The 18,829-nt window shown below is 57.4% G+C and carries 14 protein-coding genes; 6 read left to right on the top strand and 8 right to left on the bottom strand.

From position 1 onward, the window contains the following. Positions 1-7: 7 nt before the first annotated feature. From ACR0BZ_RS12260 to ACR0BZ_RS12235, 6 genes are all read right to left on the bottom strand, one after another. On the bottom strand, positions 8-1,171 hold the full coding sequence (locus tag ACR0BZ_RS12260) for a serine hydrolase domain-containing protein (protein ID WP_480911112.1): 1,164 nt from the start codon (positions 1,169-1,171) through the stop codon (positions 8-10). Between the two features lie 83 nt (positions 1,172-1,254). Next, a complete protein-coding gene (gene pth / locus ACR0BZ_RS12255) occupies positions 1,255-1,935 on the bottom strand; it encodes an aminoacyl-tRNA hydrolase (protein ID WP_480507078.1) in 681 nt (226 codons plus the stop codon). Between the two features lie 143 nt (positions 1,936-2,078). Next, positions 2,079-2,726 carry a 50S ribosomal protein L25/general stress protein Ctc gene (locus tag ACR0BZ_RS12250; protein ID WP_267366092.1) on the bottom strand — a complete coding sequence of 216 codons (648 nt, stop codon included), beginning with the start codon at positions 2,724-2,726 and terminating at the stop codon, positions 2,079-2,081. Positions 2,727-2,974: 248 nt separating this feature from the next. Next, a complete protein-coding gene (locus ACR0BZ_RS12245) occupies positions 2,975-4,141 on the bottom strand; it encodes an alpha-hydroxy acid oxidase (protein WP_480920318.1) in 1,167 nt (388 codons plus the stop codon). A 145-nt stretch (positions 4,142-4,286) separates the two neighbouring features. Beyond that, the gene (gene trpA / locus ACR0BZ_RS12240; RefSeq protein WP_480538607.1) at positions 4,287-5,078 is read right to left on the bottom strand and encodes a tryptophan synthase subunit alpha; all 792 of its coding nucleotides are present in this window, start codon (positions 5,076-5,078) and stop codon (positions 4,287-4,289) included. A gap of 79 nt (positions 5,079-5,157) precedes the next feature. Then, positions 5,158-5,646, bottom strand: a complete 489-nt coding sequence (locus ACR0BZ_RS12235) for an acyloxyacyl hydrolase (RefSeq protein ID WP_209505423.1) — start codon at positions 5,644-5,646, stop codon at positions 5,158-5,160. A gap of 200 nt (positions 5,647-5,846) precedes the next feature. Here ACR0BZ_RS12235 and ychF point away from each other — a divergent pair, with 200 nt between their 5' ends. Next, the gene (ychF, locus tag ACR0BZ_RS12230) at positions 5,847-6,944 is read left to right on the top strand and encodes a redox-regulated ATPase YchF (RefSeq protein ID WP_480494836.1); all 1,098 of its coding nucleotides are present in this window, start codon (positions 5,847-5,849) and stop codon (positions 6,942-6,944) included. Positions 6,945-7,039: 95 nt separating this feature from the next. On the opposite strand, the gene ACR0BZ_RS12225 is transcribed toward ychF, so the two are convergent. Then, positions 7,040-7,630 carry a hypothetical protein gene (locus ACR0BZ_RS12225; protein WP_480484004.1) on the bottom strand — a complete coding sequence of 197 codons (591 nt, stop codon included), beginning with the start codon at positions 7,628-7,630 and terminating at the stop codon, positions 7,040-7,042. A gap of 227 nt (positions 7,631-7,857) precedes the next feature. Here ACR0BZ_RS12225 and ACR0BZ_RS12220 point away from each other — a divergent pair, with 227 nt between their 5' ends. The 5 genes from ACR0BZ_RS12220 to ACR0BZ_RS12200 all read left to right on the top strand — a co-directional run bounded on the left by ACR0BZ_RS12220 (position 7,858) and on the right by ACR0BZ_RS12200 (position 14,757). Continuing rightward, positions 7,858-8,739, top strand: a complete 882-nt coding sequence (locus ACR0BZ_RS12220; protein ID WP_267365476.1) for a LysR family transcriptional regulator — start codon at positions 7,858-7,860, stop codon at positions 8,737-8,739. 85 nt (positions 8,740-8,824) lie between these two features. Beyond that, positions 8,825-10,528, top strand: coding sequence for an NAD(P)H-dependent oxidoreductase subunit E (locus ACR0BZ_RS12215; protein ID WP_480920317.1), 1,704 nt, complete (start codon positions 8,825-8,827; stop codon positions 10,526-10,528). A 13-nt stretch (positions 10,529-10,541) separates the two neighbouring features. Then, a complete protein-coding gene (fdhF, locus tag ACR0BZ_RS12210; protein ID WP_480920316.1) occupies positions 10,542-13,325 on the top strand; it encodes a formate dehydrogenase subunit alpha in 2,784 nt (927 codons plus the stop codon). A gap of 111 nt (positions 13,326-13,436) precedes the next feature. Continuing rightward, the gene (locus ACR0BZ_RS12205; protein ID WP_480484001.1) at positions 13,437-14,225 is read left to right on the top strand and encodes a cyclase family protein; all 789 of its coding nucleotides are present in this window, start codon (positions 13,437-13,439) and stop codon (positions 14,223-14,225) included. A 10-nt stretch (positions 14,226-14,235) separates the two neighbouring features. Then, positions 14,236-14,757, top strand: a complete 522-nt coding sequence (locus ACR0BZ_RS12200) for a thioesterase family protein (RefSeq protein ID WP_480920315.1) — start codon at positions 14,236-14,238, stop codon at positions 14,755-14,757. 22 nt (positions 14,758-14,779) lie between these two features. Here the strand turns inward: ACR0BZ_RS12200 and ACR0BZ_RS12195 are convergent, their stop codons facing one another. Next, the gene (locus ACR0BZ_RS12195) at positions 14,780-18,826 is read right to left on the bottom strand and encodes a translocation/assembly module TamB domain-containing protein (protein ID WP_480920314.1); all 4,047 of its coding nucleotides are present in this window, start codon (positions 18,824-18,826) and stop codon (positions 14,780-14,782) included. Positions 18,827-18,829: the final 3 nt, after the last annotated feature.

The following is an 18,829-nucleotide window of genomic DNA, read 5'->3' as shown; positions in this document are numbered from 1 at the left end:
TGGCATCTTACAGACTTTCCGCAATCTTGCGGAACATTTCGATGTTCAGGTCATTTACGCCGGGTTCACGGAACAGCCTGTCTGCACCGGTGGACACAATCAGAACCCCCCTGGGCTGGTTGAAATAGATGTATTGCCCATAGACGCCACGGGCCAGAAACTCTCCTTCATGCGCGCCGCGGGGAATCCACCATTGATACCCGTACCCGATCTCTCCTTGTGCGGTCGGTGCGCTGGGTTGGGTGGCTTCGAAAATCCATTCGGCAGGAACCAGTTGTTTTCCATTCGCGATGCCGTCCTGCAGGATCATTTGTCCGAACCGGGCGAAATCACGCGTCGTAAAGTTGAGGCCCCCCAAAACAAAAGCGACCCCTGCACCATCAGTGATGTAGTATCCGTCCCGCTCCAGCCCCAACGGTTGAAGGATCTTCTCCGTCAGAAGGTCTGCCACGTTCCGCCCGGTCGCACCGCGTATAACCATGCCCAGAACATGGGTGTCGATCGACACGTATTGCCAGGTTTCACCCGGCGTCGCAAAGCTGTCCTGCAGTGAGGCTGCGAAATCGTCCAGCTCACCACCCAGGGCAACCACACGCCCCATCCGATTGATGTCGGAATTTGGGTCGAGGTAATCTTCATCAAACGTCACGCCGCTTGCCATGTTCAGCACGTTGCGGATCGACGCGGTTTCATACGCGCTGTCTTTCAGTTTTGGCGCATATTTGACAACCGGGTCATCCAACGACCCGATTGCACCCTCTTGCAAAAGGATACCGAAAAGCGCCGAAAGATAGCTTTTGGCGACCGACCAGGAAATCCTCCGGTCATCCGGCCCGGTGCCAAGATAATATTCCTCGAATCTGATCTTGCCGTTCTGTATGACCAGCAACGACGTGACCGCGCGTTCATCGATCCAGCTGTCGGTTCCCTCCGGCAGCTCGAACCCTTCGCCATAAGGCAAGTCCCAGGTTGGCGCGTCGCCACGCGGCAGGTTCACGGTCAGAAAAGCCTCGTCCATGTGCGAGAAATTGTGAACGATCTTCTCTTCCGAAAATAACGAGTTCACGGCCAAAAGGCGCTGCAACTCTTCGCGCTTCCACAGCCCGACGGCAGTGGCGGCCAGAACCAGCGCCAGTACGATGCGCAGCACCCACTTCAAGATGGATTTCATCGCATTGCCTCCCTAGTTGAGCGGTATTGGAACGCGGGAGATCACATTCCGCAACCTCTACGTAACGGAAAGAGGCAGAGGTGCTACCTGAATTTGTCCAAAAGCTTCTGCATCGCCGACCGGTCGTCGCCCGCGGCGTCGGGTGCGGCTGTTGAAGCTGCGTCGGCTTTTGGTGCGGCGGTCTTTGATGATCGCGGCGGGGCAGTGCGCAATGCAACTGCATTCATGAACTTGCCGCCCTCGTCCTGAGCCAGATAAGCAGCCCCGTCCGAAACACCCCGAAGAACGTCGTCCAGCCAGCTGGTTTCGGATTTCGCAAAATCACTGAGCACGTACCCCGAAACCATTTCCTTGCGGCCCGGATGTCCGATCCCAAGGCGTACACGGTCATAGGCCGCCCCGATATGCTCATGGATCGAGCGCAGACCGTTATGCCCGGCGTGCCCGCCCCCTGCCTTGACGCGCAACTTGCCCGGGGCAAGGTCCAATTCGTCATGAAATACAACAACGTCGGTGGATTCGAGCTTGTAAAACCGCATCGCCTCACCCACGGATTGACCCGATCGGTTCATGTAGGTTTGCGGTTTCAACAGCAGGACTTTCTCGGTGCCAAGCCGACCTTCCGAAATCTCGGCCTGAAACTTCGATTTCCAGGGACCAAACCCGTGATTTTCTGCGATCCGGTCCAGGGCCATGAACCCGATATTGTGCCGGTTCCGGGCATATTTCTGGCCCGGGTTTCCCAATCCAACAAACAGCTTCATGTTTCCGTTTTGCCTCTGTAGCTCCAAAGCCATTTCATGCCCGGAAATCGTCAGGAAATCCAGTCAGGCCCGATTATTGGACCCGCAAAAAAAAACGGGGCTCACCCGAGCCCCGCTTCAAAGTCGGAAACACTGTTCCAGACTTATTCTTCTTCTTTTCCGACAACTTCGACTTCATCGGCTGCAACTTCACCATCTTCATCGTCGTCGCTGGTGGACAGACCAGTCGGCGCCGAGATGTTGGCAATCACAAAATCACGGTCGATGGTTGGTTTGGTGCCCTCAGGCAGTTCAACCGACGAAATGGTCACAACGTCATTGATGTTCAGACCGGTCAGATCAACGGTGATCTTTTCAGGAATGTCACCGGCGGTGCACATCAGTTCGACTTCCGGGCGGACAACGGTCAGAACGCCACCCTTTTTGATGCCAGGGGCCGCACCTTCATTGATGAACTCAACGGGGATGAACAACGCGATCTTGGTGGTCCGGCGCAGGCGCATCAAGTCCAGATGGGTCGGCAGGTCTTTGACGACATCACGCTGAACGTCGCGGCAGATGACGCGGACGTCATCGTGGCCTTCAACTTTCAGGTTCCACAAGGTCGACTTGAACCGGCCCGCTTTCAGGCGCTTGAACAAGACGTTGAACGGGATCTGGATTGGCAACGGTTCTTTGTCGCCACCAAATACGATGCCCGGAACCATGCCGTCGCGGCGTGCTTGACGAGCGGCGCCCTTGCCTGTCCCCGTCCGTTCCAGAGCTACGAGATCAGGAATCTCACCAGCCATGATATATTCTCCAATGTTAGGGCGGGCATCCTCCAAGGCTGTATACCCGCGTGAAGCCGCGTCCTTAGCTTGATTCACCCGATTTGGAAAGAGGTATTTCTTGCCATGCCGTTCGGCTGGGTTCTATCGCCTGTCCTGGAGTATTTATCGGGTGGACGATTGAAGGATCCCCAGCTTCATCTGGCCAAAAATATCCCGGGGGAGGCGCCCGGAACGGGCGTCGGGGGCAGAGCCCCCTGATTGACCGGTTACGCTTGCCAGCGGCCCCCGAAGTTTTCAGGTATCAGCAGATTGTGACGCCCCAACGCAGCCACATTTTTCTCACCACAAAGCGCCATTGTCGTATCAAGCTCCCTCTGGATCAGCTCAAGCGCCGTGGCGACACCTTTCTGACCCATGGCACCCAGACCATACACAAACGCGCGGCCAACATAGGTCCCTTTGGCCCCAAGCGCTAAGGCTTTGAGCACGTCTTGTCCGGATCGGATACCGCTGTCCAAATGCACCTCGATATCGCCCCCAACCGCATCCATGATCTCGGGCAGGACACGAATTGAGCTTAGCGCGCCGTCAAGCTGACGCCCACCATGGTTTGACACGACAATGGCATCGGCACCCAGCTTGGCGGCCATCCTTGCGTCATCCGCATCAAGGATGCCCTTAAGGATCACTTTCCCGCCCCATTGCTCCATCAGTTTTTCAACCTTCGACCAGTCGAGGCTGGGGTCAAACTGTTCTGCAGTCCAGGCCCCCAATGAAGACGTGTCCGAAATACCATGCACATGCCCCACGATATTGCCAAACTCGCGCCGCTGGGCCCGCAGCATTTCAATGCCCCAGGCCCATTTGGTCATCAGGTTGGCGATGGTCTTTGCCGTCAGTTTGGGCGGGGCCGACAGACCGTTTTTCAGGTCCTTGTGCCGTTGGCCCAGAATTTGCAGGTCGAGCGTGATTACCAGTGCGGAACATTTAGCGTCTTTTGCTCGCTGGATCAGGCGGTTGATGTAGTCCGTGTCCTTCATCGAATATAGCTGGAACCAGAATGGTTTGTTGGTATATCCGGCCACATCTTCGATCGAGTTGATGGACATTGTGGACAGCGTAAAGGGTACACCAAATTCCTCGGCGGCTTTGGCGGCCTTCATCTCTCCGTCTGCATGTTGCATCCCCGTCAACCCGACCGGGGCAAGCGCCACGGGCATTGAAACGTCTTCGCCAATCATTTGCGAAGATGTCGACCGACCGGACATATCGACCGCAACCCTTTGGCGAAGGCGTATTTTTTCAAAATCGGTCGTGTTTTCGCGAAAAGTCTGTTCTGTCCAGCTGCCGCTTTCGGCGTAGTCATAGAACATACGGGGCACGCGGCGTTCATATATGCGTTTGAGGTCTTCGATATTGGTGATCACAGGCATGAAAACAGGGCTCCGCGTTTATTGGTTAGTTTTCTTTACCAATTCATTCTAAAGGCTGCAATGTTTTGACGCTACAACGATGAGTCACGAAATACCCGCCGCGGTACCCGCGACGGGTCATAACTCTCGCATGCTGGTTGCGAAATCAGGCGCTGTGCGCGCCATCCGAAAGAGATTTCACAAAGGTCAGCACGTCGGTCACAGGTTTACCAGCGCCGATCTGGCTGACGATCGCTGACCCGACCACCGCGCCGTCCGACACCGAGGCAATATTGCGCGATTTTTCGGGCGTGTTGATCCCGAACCCTACGATTACCGGCAGATCGGTCGCGGCCTTGATGCGGGCAACCTCGGGGCCAACATCGGTTGCCTCTGCCTCGGCTGCGCCAGTGATCCCGGTGATTGAGACATAATAAACAAAGCCCGAAGTGTTTTGCAGAACACGTGGCAGGCGTTTGTCATCCGTGGTAGGGGTCGCCAGGCGAATAAAATTCAGACCCGCCGCTTGCGCGGGCAGGCAGAGTTCTGCGTCCTCCTCGGGGGGAAGGTCCACCACGATCAACCCGTCAATACCAGCTGCTTTTGCATCGGCCAGAAACGCATCGACACCCCGGCTGTAGATCGGGTTGTAATACCCCATCAGGACAATGGGGGTTGTATCGTCCGTTTCCCGAAAGGTTCGTGCCAGATCCAATGTGCGTTGCAAGGTCATGCCCTGCTCAAGCGCACGTTGGCCCGCGGCCTGAATTGTCGGGCCGTCGGCCATCGGGTCAGTAAAGGGTAGGCCCAGCTCGATAACATCCACGCCAGCGCCTGGCAGGCCTTTGACCACTTCAAGCGAAGTGTCATAGTCGGGATCTCCGGCCATGACATAGGCGACAAAGGCTTTTTTTCCTTCGGCTTTCAGGGCGGCGAACTTGGCGTCGATACGGGTCATCGGATGTCCTTGCACTCGGGTTTCGACCTGATGTGCAGAAACTTTGACCGAAAATCAATCCCGCCCAGACAGGAATGGATCAGAAGCCCAGATGATAGCGTACCAGCAGGGCATTCACGCCCGGGTTTTCGTCATTGGTACTGGCGTTGGATTTATGGGTAAGCGCGACAGACACGCTGTTGCCATTGTTCAGATTATAGCCAAGACCCAAAAGGCTGCGAATCTGAAAATCGCCCCCAAGATCATTCAGGTCGTTGCTGGCATTATAGTAGCCGGGCATTACACTGCCTTCCACGAACCAGCGATCGCTTAGCGCATACTGCCCGATCAGGCCCGCGCCGATATGCGTGTCACCATCTTCATCTACAGTTAGGGCCGCACCCCAACCGGCGCGAAACCGCGTGGCCTGATGAAATGGTGCATGGTGGTATTCAATCGAGATCAGGCCCTGATCCTCGGACGTGTCTTCGGAATAATCAGCGTATCCAGCGCCAAAAACAATGGTCTGTGCCTGGGCTGACACGCAGGCCGTTGCCGCCATTACGGTTACAAGAAAAAAATGTTTCATCGGGTTCCGCTAACATAAAGTGATCGTGCGATATTAACTGGTTATCGTAGGCGCCGTTTTTCAATTTAGACAAGAACACATTTTCCAAACAATTTTGTGATGTGGCGAAATGGACTCGGCAAAGGTGCCGCCAGCAATCCCTTGCGCATCTAGGCTGACCTGCATAGAAGCTGCGATCGTATTCTATGCAGGAGGCCGTGATGGGCTTTAAGATGGGAATCGTGGGTCTACCGAATGTCGGCAAGTCGACCCTGTTCAATGCGTTGACCAAAACCGCAGCTGCGCAGGCCGCGAACTTCCCGTTCTGCACCATTGAACCCAATGTCGGGGATGTTGCGGTTCCCGACGCCCGTCTCGACAGGCTGGCAGCGATTGCGTCCTCAAAACAGATTATCCCGACGCGGATGACTTTTGTGGATATCGCGGGTCTGGTGAAAGGCGCGTCAAAGGGCGAAGGGCTGGGCAACCAGTTTCTGGCGAATATTCGCGAAACGGATGCGATTGCACATGTGTTGCGCTGTTTCGAAGACGGTGACGTGACACATGTCGACGGGCGTGTTGATCCGGTTGCGGACGCTGAAACGATTGAAACCGAACTGATGCTGGCCGATTTGGAAAGCATCGAAAAGCGCCGGGCCAATCTGGTGCGCAAGCTGAAGGGCAACGACAAGGAGGCGCAACAGCAGGATCGCCTGTTGGCCGAGGCGCAGGCCATGCTGGAAAGCGGCAAGCCCGCACGTCTGGTCGAAGTCAGCGACGAGGACGCCAAGGCGTGGAAGATGTTGCAACTGCTGACAACCAAACCGGTTCTCTACGTCTGCAACGTGTCCGAGGAAGACGCCGCACAAGGCAACGAATACTCTGCCCGCGTGGCCGAAATGGCCGCTGCGCAGGGCAATGCCCATGTCATCATCAGTGCCAAGATCGAAGAAGAGATAAGCCTGCTGGACGAGGACGAAGCCCAGATGTTCCTTGAGGAGATGGGACTGGAAGAGCCCGGCCTCGACCGTCTGATCCGCGCTGGTTACGATCTGCTGAAGCTGGAAACCTATTTCACCGTTGGCCCGAAAGAGGCCCGCGCCTGGACCATCCGCACTGGCACCGCCGCTCCGCAGGCCGCCGGTGTGATCCATGGCGATTTCGAAAAGGGTTTCATTCGCGCCGAGACCATCGCCTATGACGACTATGTCGCCGCCAATGGCGAACAGGGCGCGAAAGAGGCGGGTAAGATGCGGGCAGAGGGTAAGGGCTATATCGTCAAGGACGGCGATGTGATGCACTTTTTGTTTAATACGTGATTCACGGTCTTATTTGTGGATGGTTGTTTGAAGTGTTTTGAGGTGGGCGCTGTAACGTCTGCGGCGTCGCACCAATTGCCATTAGTAATTTGGTATCATCCTCTAACTGGATACCCACAGAGTGTTTCGCCGAAGCTTTTGAAGGGGAAAAAGCGGAAATCTTCGTAGCCGATGCTATGTTTTGTTTCGTTTGAATTTGGATGATACCGGAAGGCACCAAGGTATTTCATATCCTTGAAAAAGATTGAAGCAGGTGGGGCGACACCAGCGGTGGGCCCTACTTCACTGCAACTCCAATCATCATTACGCAGTCGTGCGTCCACTTCTTCCTGATGGTCGAAGATGCGGACGCTTGGCCCATCTAAAATCTTCATCATCCATACACTGTTCACGACGATAATAGTGCCGTCATCGTGCAGGTATAGATTAACCTCGCGGCCCAAATCGGCCACGAGCCATTCGTAGGCGCAAGAGAAGGGGGTGTCGTCACACACGACCAAGCGGCGCTCATACTCAGTAAAGAGTGATCGAAAAAGCGTGGGAACCTGCACGCGTACAGTCAAGCCGTCAGGGAACTTAAATGCATTCTTGTAGGGCTCATCTGCAGCCGCTGCTCGTAAGTTGACGGTTATAGAAACAGTGAAGACAAAGCAAATAAATAGGAAAGTTCTAAATGGTTTGCTCATCAGCTGCTCCGGTTTCTGGCGTTTTGATCTTTAAGGGCAAATGACATTTCATCTTTTGTGTGACAACGGTTTTGAATATCCAGTTTCACTTCAAATAAGAGGTGTCGATGGATAGTAACAAGTGTAAGCTCTTCTCGCTTATTGCGCGCGCCATGTAACGCCTGCTTTCCTTCCCAATCGAAGTCTCGCTAAGGTATGGATCAACCAGCTGTCGGAGACAATTGTAAGTGATCGAAATCCGCGACCTGCAACTGCTCAGCGCCTTGGCGCGGCATCGGCATTTTGCCAAAGCAGCCGAGGAATGCGGGATTTCGCAGCCCGCGTTTTCAATGCGCATCCGCAATCTTGAGGACCGATTGGGTGTCTCAATCGTCCGTCGCGCCAACCGCTTTCAAGGGCTGACCGAAGAGGGCGAGATGATTGTCCAGCGGGCGCGGCGTATTCTGGACGACACCAAGGCGCTGGAACAGCAGGTACTGGCCGCCAAGGGTGAGATTACGGGCACACTGATCCTCGGCGTGATCCCGACCGCAATCGCCTTCACGGGACGGTTGGTCAAAAGGCTGCGTGACGCGCATCCTCGTATCGTCACACGCATTGAAACCATGTCTGCCACCGCAATTCAGCACCGGCTGGACGAAGGCAGCCTTGATGCCGGGGTGACTTATGGTGACAGCATCGGCACGGACTTCCGGCAGGTTCAGCCTCTTTACGAGGAAACCTATGTGTTGTTGGTGCCCACGCATCTGACGGACCAAAGCGGCCCGATTCCGTGGGCGCAGGTCGCAGAATTTCCGCTCAGCCTTTTGGAGCCGCAGATGCAGAACCGGCGTATTCTGGACCGGGTGTTTGCCGAACAGGGGCTGCACCCCGATATCGTTGCCGAAACCAGCGGTTTCACGGCTTCGATGGTCATGGTGCGTGAGGGGCTGGCGGCGACGGTTGTTCCTCGGGTTCTGGTACGTGCGCTGGGCGATTTGAAGGGAACGAAAGTGTTGCCGCTGATCGAACCTGTTGTCAGCAAACCGATTTGTCTGGCGACCCTCAGCCGGGACCCCGAGTTGCCGACGGTCAAGGCTTTGCGGGATGTGGTGACCTCTTTGCGGTGATAAGGTGTCGTTATCGTGCGATTGCCAAAAGCGATTTGACGATATGTTTGCCTGATGAGAGACGGAACCTCAATCGGAGGGCATCATGGCACCATTAGATACCAAGCCATCAGGCACACCCAAGGGCGTCTGGAAGTCAGGTAAAGGCAAGGGGCGGCACACACCCAAAGGCCGTCAGTTCACGGATGAGGCGCAGGCTGAAATCACACGCCTGCTGGGCGATCGTCCGCGCCGCCGCGATCTGTTGATCGAGTTCCTGCATTTGATTCAGGACGAACACGGTCATATCAGCGCCGACCATATCGCGGCATTGGCCGTCGAGATGCGGATCGGTCAGGCCGAGATCTACGAAACCGCGACTTTCTATGCCCATTTCGATGTGGTGAAAGAAGGCGAGACGCCACCTCCGGCGTTGACCATCCGGGTTTGTGATTCCCTCTCTTGCGAAATGGCTGGTGCCCAGCAGTTGCAGAAGGCGTTGGAAGACGGTTTGGACCCCGCTGAGGTTCGTGTTGTCCGCGCGCCCTGCATGGGGCGTTGCGATACCGCTCCGGTATTGGAGATTGGCCACAACCATATTGACCATGCGACCCCCGAAAAGGTGCAGTCGGCGATTGCAGCAGGGGACACCCATGCGCATCTGCCCGACTATGAGACCTTTGCGGCCTATGAGGCCAACGGCGGCTACGCCACGCTGAAAAATCTGCGCAACGGCGGAAACTGGGAAGAAGTACAGGAAACTGTCCTGGCCTCGGGCCTACGTGGTCTGGGTGGCGCTGGCTTCCCGTCGGGAAAGAAATGGGGTTTTGTTCGCATGAACGAAGGCCCGCGCTATTTGGCTGTCAACGGCGACGAGGGTGAACCCGGCACGTTCAAAGACCGCTATTACCTGGAGCGCACGCCGCATGTCTTCCTTGAAGGAATGCTGATCGCTGCATGGGCGGTCGAGGCCGAGAGCTGCTTCATTTACATGCGCGACGAATACCCAGCAGTGCTGGGTATTCTGCGCCGTGAGATTGCGGCTCTGGAACAGGCGGGTATTGTCGAAGAAGGCTATATCGACCTGCGTCGGGGTGCTGGCGCTTATATCTGCGGTGAAGAATCCGCGATGATCGAATCGATCGAGGGCAAGAAGGGCCTACCGCGCCACCGTCCGCCGTTCGTGGCGCAGGTTGGGGTCTTCAACCGTCCGACCTTGGTGCACAATGTAGAGACGCTGTATTGGGTCTCAAAAATCTGCCGCGAAGGGCCGCAGATTCTGAACTCTGTTGAAAAGAACGGCCGCAAGGGCCTGCGCAGCTATTCGGTCTCGGGGCGTGTGGCGAAGCCAGGCGTTTACCTGCTGCCCGCAGGTTCGACCATTCTTGATGTGATTGATGCCGCCGGCGGCATGGCTGATGGCCATGTGTTCAAGGCGTATCAACCGGGCGGGCCGTCGTCTGGTCTTCTCCCCTCAAGCATTGACGACGTCCCGCTCGACTTCGACACGCTTCAGCCGCTTGGCACCTTCATCGGGTCTGCCGCCGTTGTGGTTCTGTCCGATCAGGACACCCCCCGCGATGCCGCGCTTAACATGCTGCGGTTCTTTGAGGATGAAAGCTGTGGTCAGTGCACACCCTGCCGGGCAGGCTGCGAAAAGGCGGTCAAGCTGATGCAGGCCGACAAGTGGGACACCGATCTGTTGGAGGATCTGTGTCAGGTCATGGGCGATGCCTCGATCTGCGGTCTGGGGCAGGCGGCCCCGAATCCGATCCGCCTGGTCATGAAACATTTCGCTGACGAAATCTGAGGGAGACAGAGCCATGCTTGACGCAAGCCCAACCAAGACCGTCACCTTCAACCTGAACGGCGATGACGTCACTGTGCCCGAGGGCACCACGATCTGGGAAGCAGCCAATGGCCGGGGCCTGGTGATCCCGCACCTGTGCCACAAGCCTGCGCCGGGATACCGCCCCGATGGCAACTGCCGCGCCTGCATGGTCGAGGTGGAGGGCGAGCGCACGCTGGTCGCCTCATGCATCCGCCCGGCGGCTGACGGGATGGTGGTCAAGACCGATACCGACCGCGCCGAGAAATCGCGCGCCATGGTGATGGAATTGCTCGTGGCCGACCAGCCCGAGCAGCCGCATGACGTATCCAGCCATTTCTGGGATATGGCCAAGCTGAACGATGTCAGCGACAGCCGATTTCCTGCGAAAGAGGCCGAGAAAATCCCGCTTCTGGATGACAGCCACGTCGCGATGCGTGTCAATCTGGATGCGTGTATCAACTGCAATCTTTGTGTTCGGGCCTGCCGTGAAGTGCAGGTGAATGACGTGATTGGCATGGCCGGTCGTGGTCATACCGCGCAGGTGGTGTTCGACCAGAATGACCCGATGGGTACCTCCTCCTGTGTTGCTTGCGGTGAATGTGTTCAGGCCTGCCCCACCGGTGCGCTGATGCCTGCCACCGTGCTGGACGATCAGCAGCAGGGGGACAGCAAGGATTACGATAGCGAAACCGAAAGCGTTTGCCCCTTCTGCGGTGTGGGCTGCAAAGTGTCGCTGAAGGTCAAGGACGGCAAGGTGAAATATGTCGAGGGCATCAATGGCCCCGCAAACGAAGGTCGTTTGTGTGTCAAAGGTCGCTTTGGCTTTGACTACATCCACCACCCGCACCGCCTGACCAAACCTTTGATCCGGCGCGAGGATGCGCCTGCCAAGGGGCTGAACGTTGATCCGGGTAACCTGTCGACCCATTTCCGCGAGGCGACCTGGGAAGAGGCGATGGACTTGGCCGCGACCAAGCTGATGGCCCTGCGTGCCGAAGACCCACGTTCGGTTGCGGGCTTCGGTTCGGCCAAATGCACCAACGAAGAGGCGTACCTGTTCCAGAAGTTCATCCGTCAGGGCTTCAAGCACAACAACGTCGATCACTGCACCCGTCTGTGCCACGCTTCATCCGTTGCGGCGCTGATCGAGAATGTAGGTTCGGGCGCGGTGACTGCGACCTTCAACGAGATCGTGAATGCCGATGTGGCGATCATCATCGGCTCGAACCCGATCGAGAACCACCCTGTCGCGGCGACCTATTTCAAGCAGTTCGCCAAGCGCGGAGGCAAGCTGATCGTGATGGACCCCCGCGGCGTTGGTATGCGCAAGTTTGCCGACGAAATGCTTCAGTTCCGTCCGGGGGCGGATGTCTCGATGCTGAACGCGATCATGAACGTGATCGTCGAGGAAGAGCTGTATGACAGCCAGTACATCCATCGCTGGACCGAGAACTGGGAGGCCGAGAAAGAGCACCTGCGCGCCTTCACGCCCGAAGCGATGGCACCGATCTGTGGTATTGAACCGGACCAGCTGCGCCGGGTCGCCCGCACCTTTGCGCAGGCCAAAGCGGGCCTGATCTTCTGGGGCATGGGCGTCAGCCAGCACATCCACGGCACCGACAACTCGCGCTGCCTGATTTCGCTGGCTCTGATGACGGGCAATGTCGGTAAACCCGGCGCTGGGCTGCACCCGCTGCGGGGGCAAAACAACGTGCAGGGCGCATCGGATGCGGGCCTGATCCCGATGTTCCTGCCGGACTATCAGTCGGTGACTGACGACGGCGTTCGCGCCAGATTCAATGATGTCTGGCATTCGGATGACTTCTCGAACGAGAAGGGTCTGACGGTGACCGAAATCATCGATCAGGCCTATGCGGGCAACATCAAGGGCATGTATATTCAGGGTGAAAACCCGGCCATGTCCGACCCGGATGTGAACCACGCCCGCGCGGCGCTGGCCAAACTGGATCTGATGATCGTGCAGGACATCTTCCTGACCGAGACGGCGAACTATGCCGATATCATCCTGCCTGCCTCGGCGCTCTATGAAAAGAACGGTACGGTGTCGAACACCAACCGCCAGGTACAGCGTGTACGGCCTGCCGTTACCCCCCCGGGTGAAGCGCGCGAAGATTGGAAGATCACAGTCGAGCTGGCACAGCGCATCGGGCTGAACTGGGATTACACCGATGTCTCTCAGGTCTTTGCCGAGATGAAACTGACCATGGCGTCGCTTGACAACATCACGTGGGAGCGTCTGGAGAACGAGACGATTACCTACCCGTCGCTCAGCGAAACCGATCCGGGTCAGGCCATCGTGTTCGGGGATGGTTTCCCCCGTTCGGGCGGCAAGGCGAAGTTCACTCCCGCCAGCGTCATTCCGCCGGATGAGACTCCGGACGACGAATACCCGATGATCGCCACCACTGGCCGTCAGCTGGAACATTGGCACACTGGCTCGATGACCCGCCGGTCCAATGTTCTGGACGCGGTTGAGCCCGAGGCGAATTGTTCGATGAATCCACGTACGCTCAAGCTGATGGGAATCGAACCGGGCGACATGATCCGCCTGACCACACGCCGTGGTTCGATTGAGATCATGGTCCGCGCGGACCGGGCGATTGCCGAGGATATGGTGTTCATCCCGTTTGCCTATGTTGAGGCGGCGGCGAACATCCTGACCAATTCGGCCATCGACCCTTATGGCAAAATCCCCGAGTTCAAATTCTCGGCCATTCGCGTCGAAAAGATCGAAAGCGCAGTTGCGGCTGAGTAAACCCAATACATATCAAGCAAAGAAGGCGGCCAGACGGGTCGCCTTTTTCTTTTCTTGACAGGCGCTTGCGCTCAACCAACCCTGTCCGGGAATATGGTGGAGGAGTTGCTAATGGCCCGTCGTTTCGTCGATCTGTCCGTTCCGTTGGAAACCGGGATCGTGTCTGACCCGCCAATCATGTTGCCGCAAATCGAATATCTGACCCATGATCAGACGGCAGAACAGGTCATATCTTTCTTTCCGGGTCTGGAACGGCAAGACCTGCCGAACGGTGAAGGGTGGGCCATCGAACGGTTGCAGATCGCGACCCACAACGGCACGCATCTGGATGCGCCGTATCACCATCATTCCACGATGAACAAAGGTGAACGGGCGATAACCATCGACGAAGTGCCGTTGGAATGGTGCATGAACCCTGGCGTCAAGCTGGACTTTCGACACTTCGAGGACGGGTATGTCGTTACCGCGGCAGATGTCGAAGCCGAATTGAAGCGCATCGGCCACGAGCTTTGCCCGCTGGATATCGTCGTGGTCAACACTGCGGCAGGGACACGTTATGGCGCGCCGGACTATCTGGTCAAAGGATGTGGAATGGGGCGCGAGGCGACGCTTTATCTGACGGAACGTGGCGTGCGTGTCACCGGCACCGACGCCTGGAGCTGGGATGCACCGTTTCCGCTCACCGCTCAGGAATACGCAGAGACCCGAGATCCATCAATTATCTGGGAAGGCCACCGCGCGTCGATGGATATCGGGTATTGCCACTTGGAAAAGCTGACCAATCTGGAAGACCTGCCGCCCACCGGGTTCGAGATTTCCTGTTTCCCCTTCAAGATAAAAGGGGCCTCTGCGGGATTTGTCCGGGCCGTGGCTATATTTGACGATGAAGGCGCACAGTAAAGGGGGCCAAATGCAGCTGACTTCGACACCTCCTGGCGGGCATGATGGCCCGTATGCCGCGCCTGTGGAAATTCGCGGCTTTGAAGTACGGCCCGAATGGATCGACTATAACGGCCATGTGAATGTCGGGTTTTACGGTGTCGCCTTTGACATGGCGTTGGAAAAGCTGATGGTTGACCATCTCGGGTTGGGCGAGGTGCAGGTCAAGGCGTTGGGGCAGGGGCCTTACATCCTGCAGTCTCATCTGCATTTCGTGCAGGAGGTCAAAGACAGTTCATCGTTTTATTTCAGGTTCCGTATGCTGGATGCTGACAGCAAGAGAGGACATTATTTCGCCCAGATGCTTTTGGCAGAAACTGACGAGATTTGTGCGACGCAAGAGGCGCTTTTCATGAATGTCAGCCATAGTACCGGGCGATCCGCGCCTTACCCGGATTGGGCAGCGGCGCGTCTTGCGCAAATGGTGGAGGATCACAAGTCTCTGGAACCGGCTTCGCAGATCGGCCAACCGATAGGAATTCGCCGGAAATAGTTTGCTGGGGTCGGACGCGATCCTAATAGTCCTTTGAAAAGAACACTCCGATGCCCGTTTCGCCACGACCGTCAACCGTGCCCTTGACCGAGAAACTGTCGGTTACATCAAGGTTCAGGTTCACCTCGGTATTGCCTTCGGTATTGACGGTAAAGTCGGTGTAGAGGTTTTCACCCAGATAGGCCCCGGCACCCAGTCGGCCCGCGCCACCCTCTGACGCACCAACATCAATCGTATCAACACCGGTAGAGTCGCGTAATCCCTTGGTCGCATCCCCGCCAGCACCGCTGAGCTGCGCCAGCGATGCGGCCATCTGCGCAATCAGGAACGGTGAGATTTCCGAGAACCTGTTCCCAAAGAGCAGCATCGCCAGCGCCTCTTCAGCCGGACGCTCGGGATCGGAAAACACGTTAACCTCGGGTGAATCCAGTGGCCCTGCGATTTCGATGGTCGCGGTGCCGTCCGAGGTGCTGGCAGAGGATTCAAACTCGATATAAGGCGTCAAGTCGCCCTGTAGGGTCACGATGCCTTTGGTCAGGGCCAGCCTGCGGCCCAGAATATCGAAATTACCGCGGATCAATTCAATCTGGCCTGACGGGACCACCGAGGTCGTCGTACCACCAATGGAGATCCGGCCGCCCAATTCGGCATTTACACCGCGCCCTCTAACGAACACAGCTTTGGGTGCCAGCAAGTTGACGTCCAGTGCTATTCTGGACGTGCGTTGCCCCTTGTCTTCGGTGGCTACCAGACCTGCACGCTCACGCGTGATGAAACTGGCTCCGCTTTCGTTGAAATGCTGTATCTCAGGGATAGGTGCGGCACCTACAGCCCCCGAAGCCGCAGCGAGGTTGATATTGGTCTCACCAAAGGTGATCTGCCCGGCCAGCGAACTGTTCCCGGCTAGGGCGCCGGTCATCGCAATCTGACCGTTCAAAGTCGTCTCGTATAAGAGCCGATCGGTCAGGACGAGGTTGTCGATTGTTGTCGTGATCTGCGCGTTGAACGGGGGCGTCAGATCGACAGGTCCATTGACGGTAAAGCCACCACCGGCCCGCACACCACCGTTCAGCGAGATGGTTGCACGGCTTTGCGCCAGGTACACCTGTCCGTTGATCCCGGTGATGGTCTGGCCTGCACCGGGAAGTGCAAGGGATGTTCCCGAAGTGGTAATCGACCCGCTTAGGGACGCCAGATCAGCCGGGCCCTTGAGGGCCAGATCAAAACGTGCGGACCCTTCAATCTTGTTAGGCGTGATGAAGACGTTTGCTATCCCCAGGTTTACGCCACCCTTCGCTGAAATATCTGCATTGCTGCTGGTTTCATCAAAGGTGCCTGCAACCGTGCTGACGATGTCTGCGGGACCTTGTGCCTTGGCGTCGATGGTCCAAACGCCACTGTCCCGCTTTGCATTCCCCGCAGCGGTAAGGGTGCCGGGAAACTCTGGCACAAACCTTTCGATGCGGTTGAACTTGGCATCAAAGTCCAGATCGGCGGATCCATTTGTGTCCACCGTACCGGCCACTTTGGCATAGGAACTCTCTGGCCCCAGCAGATGAGCTGACCCTTCCAGCCCGGATTGTGTCGGAGCGACGTTGCCGTCCAGTTTCAGAGGCCCGGAGAGTGTTTTCGACAGCCGCCCCAAATCATCCAGCGCAGCGGTAAAGGTCAGTCCGCCAGCATCGCGGTCCAGTTTGCCGGATGCATCCGCAGAAAGGGCGGTGCCGATCAGCTGGAATGTGCGAATATTCAGACCGGCCTCGTCATTCACCGCATCCACCGTCAGGTTCGTTCGCCCCTGGATCAGGTTGTCAACCGCATTGATGCCGGATTTGATGTCATCAGCAGCCAAGTTGCCTTTGACGTCAAATGCCTTGCTGCCAACCGTACCTTTGCCTGCAACGTCCGCGATGATCGAACCTGCAAGATCTCTCCCGGCAAGAGTTGAAAAGGGTGACAGGTCCGGGATGTTCAGACTGACCTGCCCGTCCACGGCCAAAGCATCCGTCGGATCGTCAATTGTTGCTGCGGCGCTTGCCACAAGGGCTGAACCTTTGATCACCGCGTCGCGGATTTCAATCTGCTTCTGGCTCAGCGCGCCGTCGAACGTGATCTCGGTCCGGCCGACCAGCAGCGGGTCAATCTCGGGCATGCCCGTTTTGACATCCCGGCTCATCACGCTGGCGGTGCCATCAAATTCGAGCGTCTGAACAGTGCCTTTGCCGTCCAGTTTCGCCTGTACCGCACCGCCAAGCTCACGTTTGGCGAGGCCCGAGAACACGGAAAGGTCCTGCGCGTTGACTGTTGCTTGCCCATCAATCGTCACGTTGCCGTCAGGGGTGGTAACCGTGCCATCCGCCTGCGCGCGCAGAGTGTCGCCGATCAGCGTAAAATCCCGGATCGTTACGCCATCCGCTCCGCGTCTGGCGTCCAGCGTGATTGTTGTGTTGCCCCTTATCACCGGGTCAATGTCGTCGCGCCCTGTGGAAAGATCGCGCCCTTCGACCTCAAGCTTGCCATCGAAACTGCCTTCAAGCGGAGAGCCCTGACCCGAGAGCCGGGCAGAGGCCTGACCGCCCAGTTCCAGCTGCGCCAGACCCGAAAACCGCGACAGATCGGTCGCCTGCAACGTCGCAGCACCATTGACGGCCAAACCACTGGACAAGCCGCTGATCTCGGCATCAACGCCCAGTTCATAGTCCGAGCCGACCATCTCGACCCCTGACAGGTTCAGGGTCTGATCCCTGCCATATTGGAACGTACCGTCCAGCGTAATGCGGTCGCCAACGGCGGTGTTCAGGGCGTCGTCAGCCAGGTCGATACCGTCCAAAGCAGCCTGCAAATCACCGTCGATCCGCAAAACGTCACCCTGTTCCAAGGTCCCTTGCGCCGTAATCTGCGCGCGTTGCAGGTTCAGGGTGTCGGATCTTACGGCGTTTGCGGTCAGGCTCAGATCCCAGAGGTTGCCGTTTTTCTCATCAAACAACGCAGAAACCTGAGCAGCCTCGATCGATGTGTCGCCACCTGATAACGGAAGGACGACGCTTTGCCCCTCTGGCGGCGTAATGCGTCCTTGCAGAGCCGCCAGTTGCAGCCGACCGCCTGGCGCCAGTTGCAGCGCCCCTTTCAGGTTCAGTGCCTGAGAACTGAGTTCCAGATCACTGATATCCAACGCTCCTTCAGGCAGGGTTCGCCCATCCACGATCAACCGCGTTTTGGGGCCGAAAAATGTATCCATATTCTCAGCGACAAAGGGCGTCAGGTCACCGCCCAGATCTGCGGTAAAGGCGATGCCCTCCTCCGCGCTAGCCGCGGCTGTTGGGGCAGAACGCAACCGAACCTGCCCGGTCACCCGTGGCTGCCCATCACTGCTCAGGCCGATATCGGCCGTAAAATCCGTCACCGGCCCGTACCCTTTCGCGGTCAATCCGATCGGAGGGCTGTCCGGCATTTTTAGCGCTGTCGAGATCAGACCCCCCGCAGCTTCGGTGACCTGAAGGTCAAGATCGATCTGGCTGTCAGTGTTCCTAAAACCCGCAGCCAAGGAGATTTCATCACCGGCCCGATCCAGTCGGGTTATGTCCAGTTTGGTGTCCAACGTGCCGTCGGCCAGCGACAGGTTGCCATTGACGGCCAGTTCCGCCGCGACACCGATCAAAGGTTTGCCCAATGCCAGCTCGCCAATACGGATTTCGCCGATTTCGATGGCCACAGGCAGTTCAGGCAGTTGAAAAGCGTGAGTCTCGGCAGAAGGGGGCGGCGTGTCTTTGGTCGTGGTGCCCGGCGCACGGGCCACGTCGATTTCCTGTGCGGTCAGCGCGTTGACCGAAAACCGCCCGCGGATCAGCGCCAACCGGTTCCAATCCAGTTCCGCTTCCCGGATGGTCAGCCAGACCCCTTCATCATCAGCCACCGTGATCTCGGCAATGGTGGCGCGTGAACTCAGCGCGCCTTGCAGGCCTTTGACGGTAACATTCTGATCGTCGCCCGACAGCGTGTCCTGTAGGAACCGCTCGATCATGCTGCCGCCTTCGTCCTCCTGCGCGGGGCTGGCCACTGGCACAAGCATCAG

Source organism: Ruegeria sp. P8 (genome assembly GCF_056534665.1).
The sequence above is the reverse complement of the archived record's forward strand: the minus strand, read 5'-3'. Positions and strand labels throughout refer to the sequence as shown.

What these genes read in the sequence shown, in the direction of transcription:
- ACR0BZ_RS12260 (WP_480911112.1), bottom strand. Translation starts at nt 1,171, where the DNA reads ATGAAATCCATCTTGAAGTGGGTGCTGCGCATCGTACTGGCGCTGGTT.
- pth (WP_480507078.1), bottom strand. Translation starts at nt 1,935, where the DNA reads ATGAAGCTGTTTGTTGGATTGGGAAACCCGGGCCAGAAATATGCCCGG.
- ACR0BZ_RS12250 (WP_267366092.1), bottom strand. Translation starts at nt 2,726, where the DNA reads ATGGCTGGTGAGATTCCTGATCTCGTAGCTCTGGAACGGACGGGGACA.
- ACR0BZ_RS12245 (WP_480920318.1), bottom strand. Translation starts at nt 4,141, where the DNA reads ATGCCTGTGATCACCAATATCGAAGACCTCAAACGCATATATGAACGC.
- trpA (WP_480538607.1), bottom strand. Translation starts at nt 5,078, where the DNA reads ATGACCCGTATCGACGCCAAGTTCGCCGCCCTGAAAGCCGAAGGAAAA.
- ACR0BZ_RS12235 (WP_209505423.1), bottom strand. Translation starts at nt 5,646, where the DNA reads ATGAAACATTTTTTTCTTGTAACCGTAATGGCGGCAACGGCCTGCGTG.
- ychF (WP_480494836.1), top strand. Translation starts at nt 5,847, where the DNA reads ATGGGCTTTAAGATGGGAATCGTGGGTCTACCGAATGTCGGCAAGTCG.
- ACR0BZ_RS12225 (WP_480484004.1), bottom strand. Translation starts at nt 7,630, where the DNA reads ATGAGCAAACCATTTAGAACTTTCCTATTTATTTGCTTTGTCTTCACT.
- ACR0BZ_RS12215 (WP_480920317.1), top strand. Translation starts at nt 8,825, where the DNA reads ATGGCACCATTAGATACCAAGCCATCAGGCACACCCAAGGGCGTCTGG.
- fdhF (WP_480920316.1), top strand. Translation starts at nt 10,542, where the DNA reads ATGCTTGACGCAAGCCCAACCAAGACCGTCACCTTCAACCTGAACGGC.
- ACR0BZ_RS12205 (WP_480484001.1), top strand. Translation starts at nt 13,437, where the DNA reads ATGGCCCGTCGTTTCGTCGATCTGTCCGTTCCGTTGGAAACCGGGATC.
- ACR0BZ_RS12200 (WP_480920315.1), top strand. Translation starts at nt 14,236, where the DNA reads ATGCAGCTGACTTCGACACCTCCTGGCGGGCATGATGGCCCGTATGCC.
- ACR0BZ_RS12195 (WP_480920314.1), bottom strand. Translation starts at nt 18,826, where the DNA reads ATGCTTGTGCCAGTGGCCAGCCCCGCGCAGGAGGACGAAGGCGGCAGC.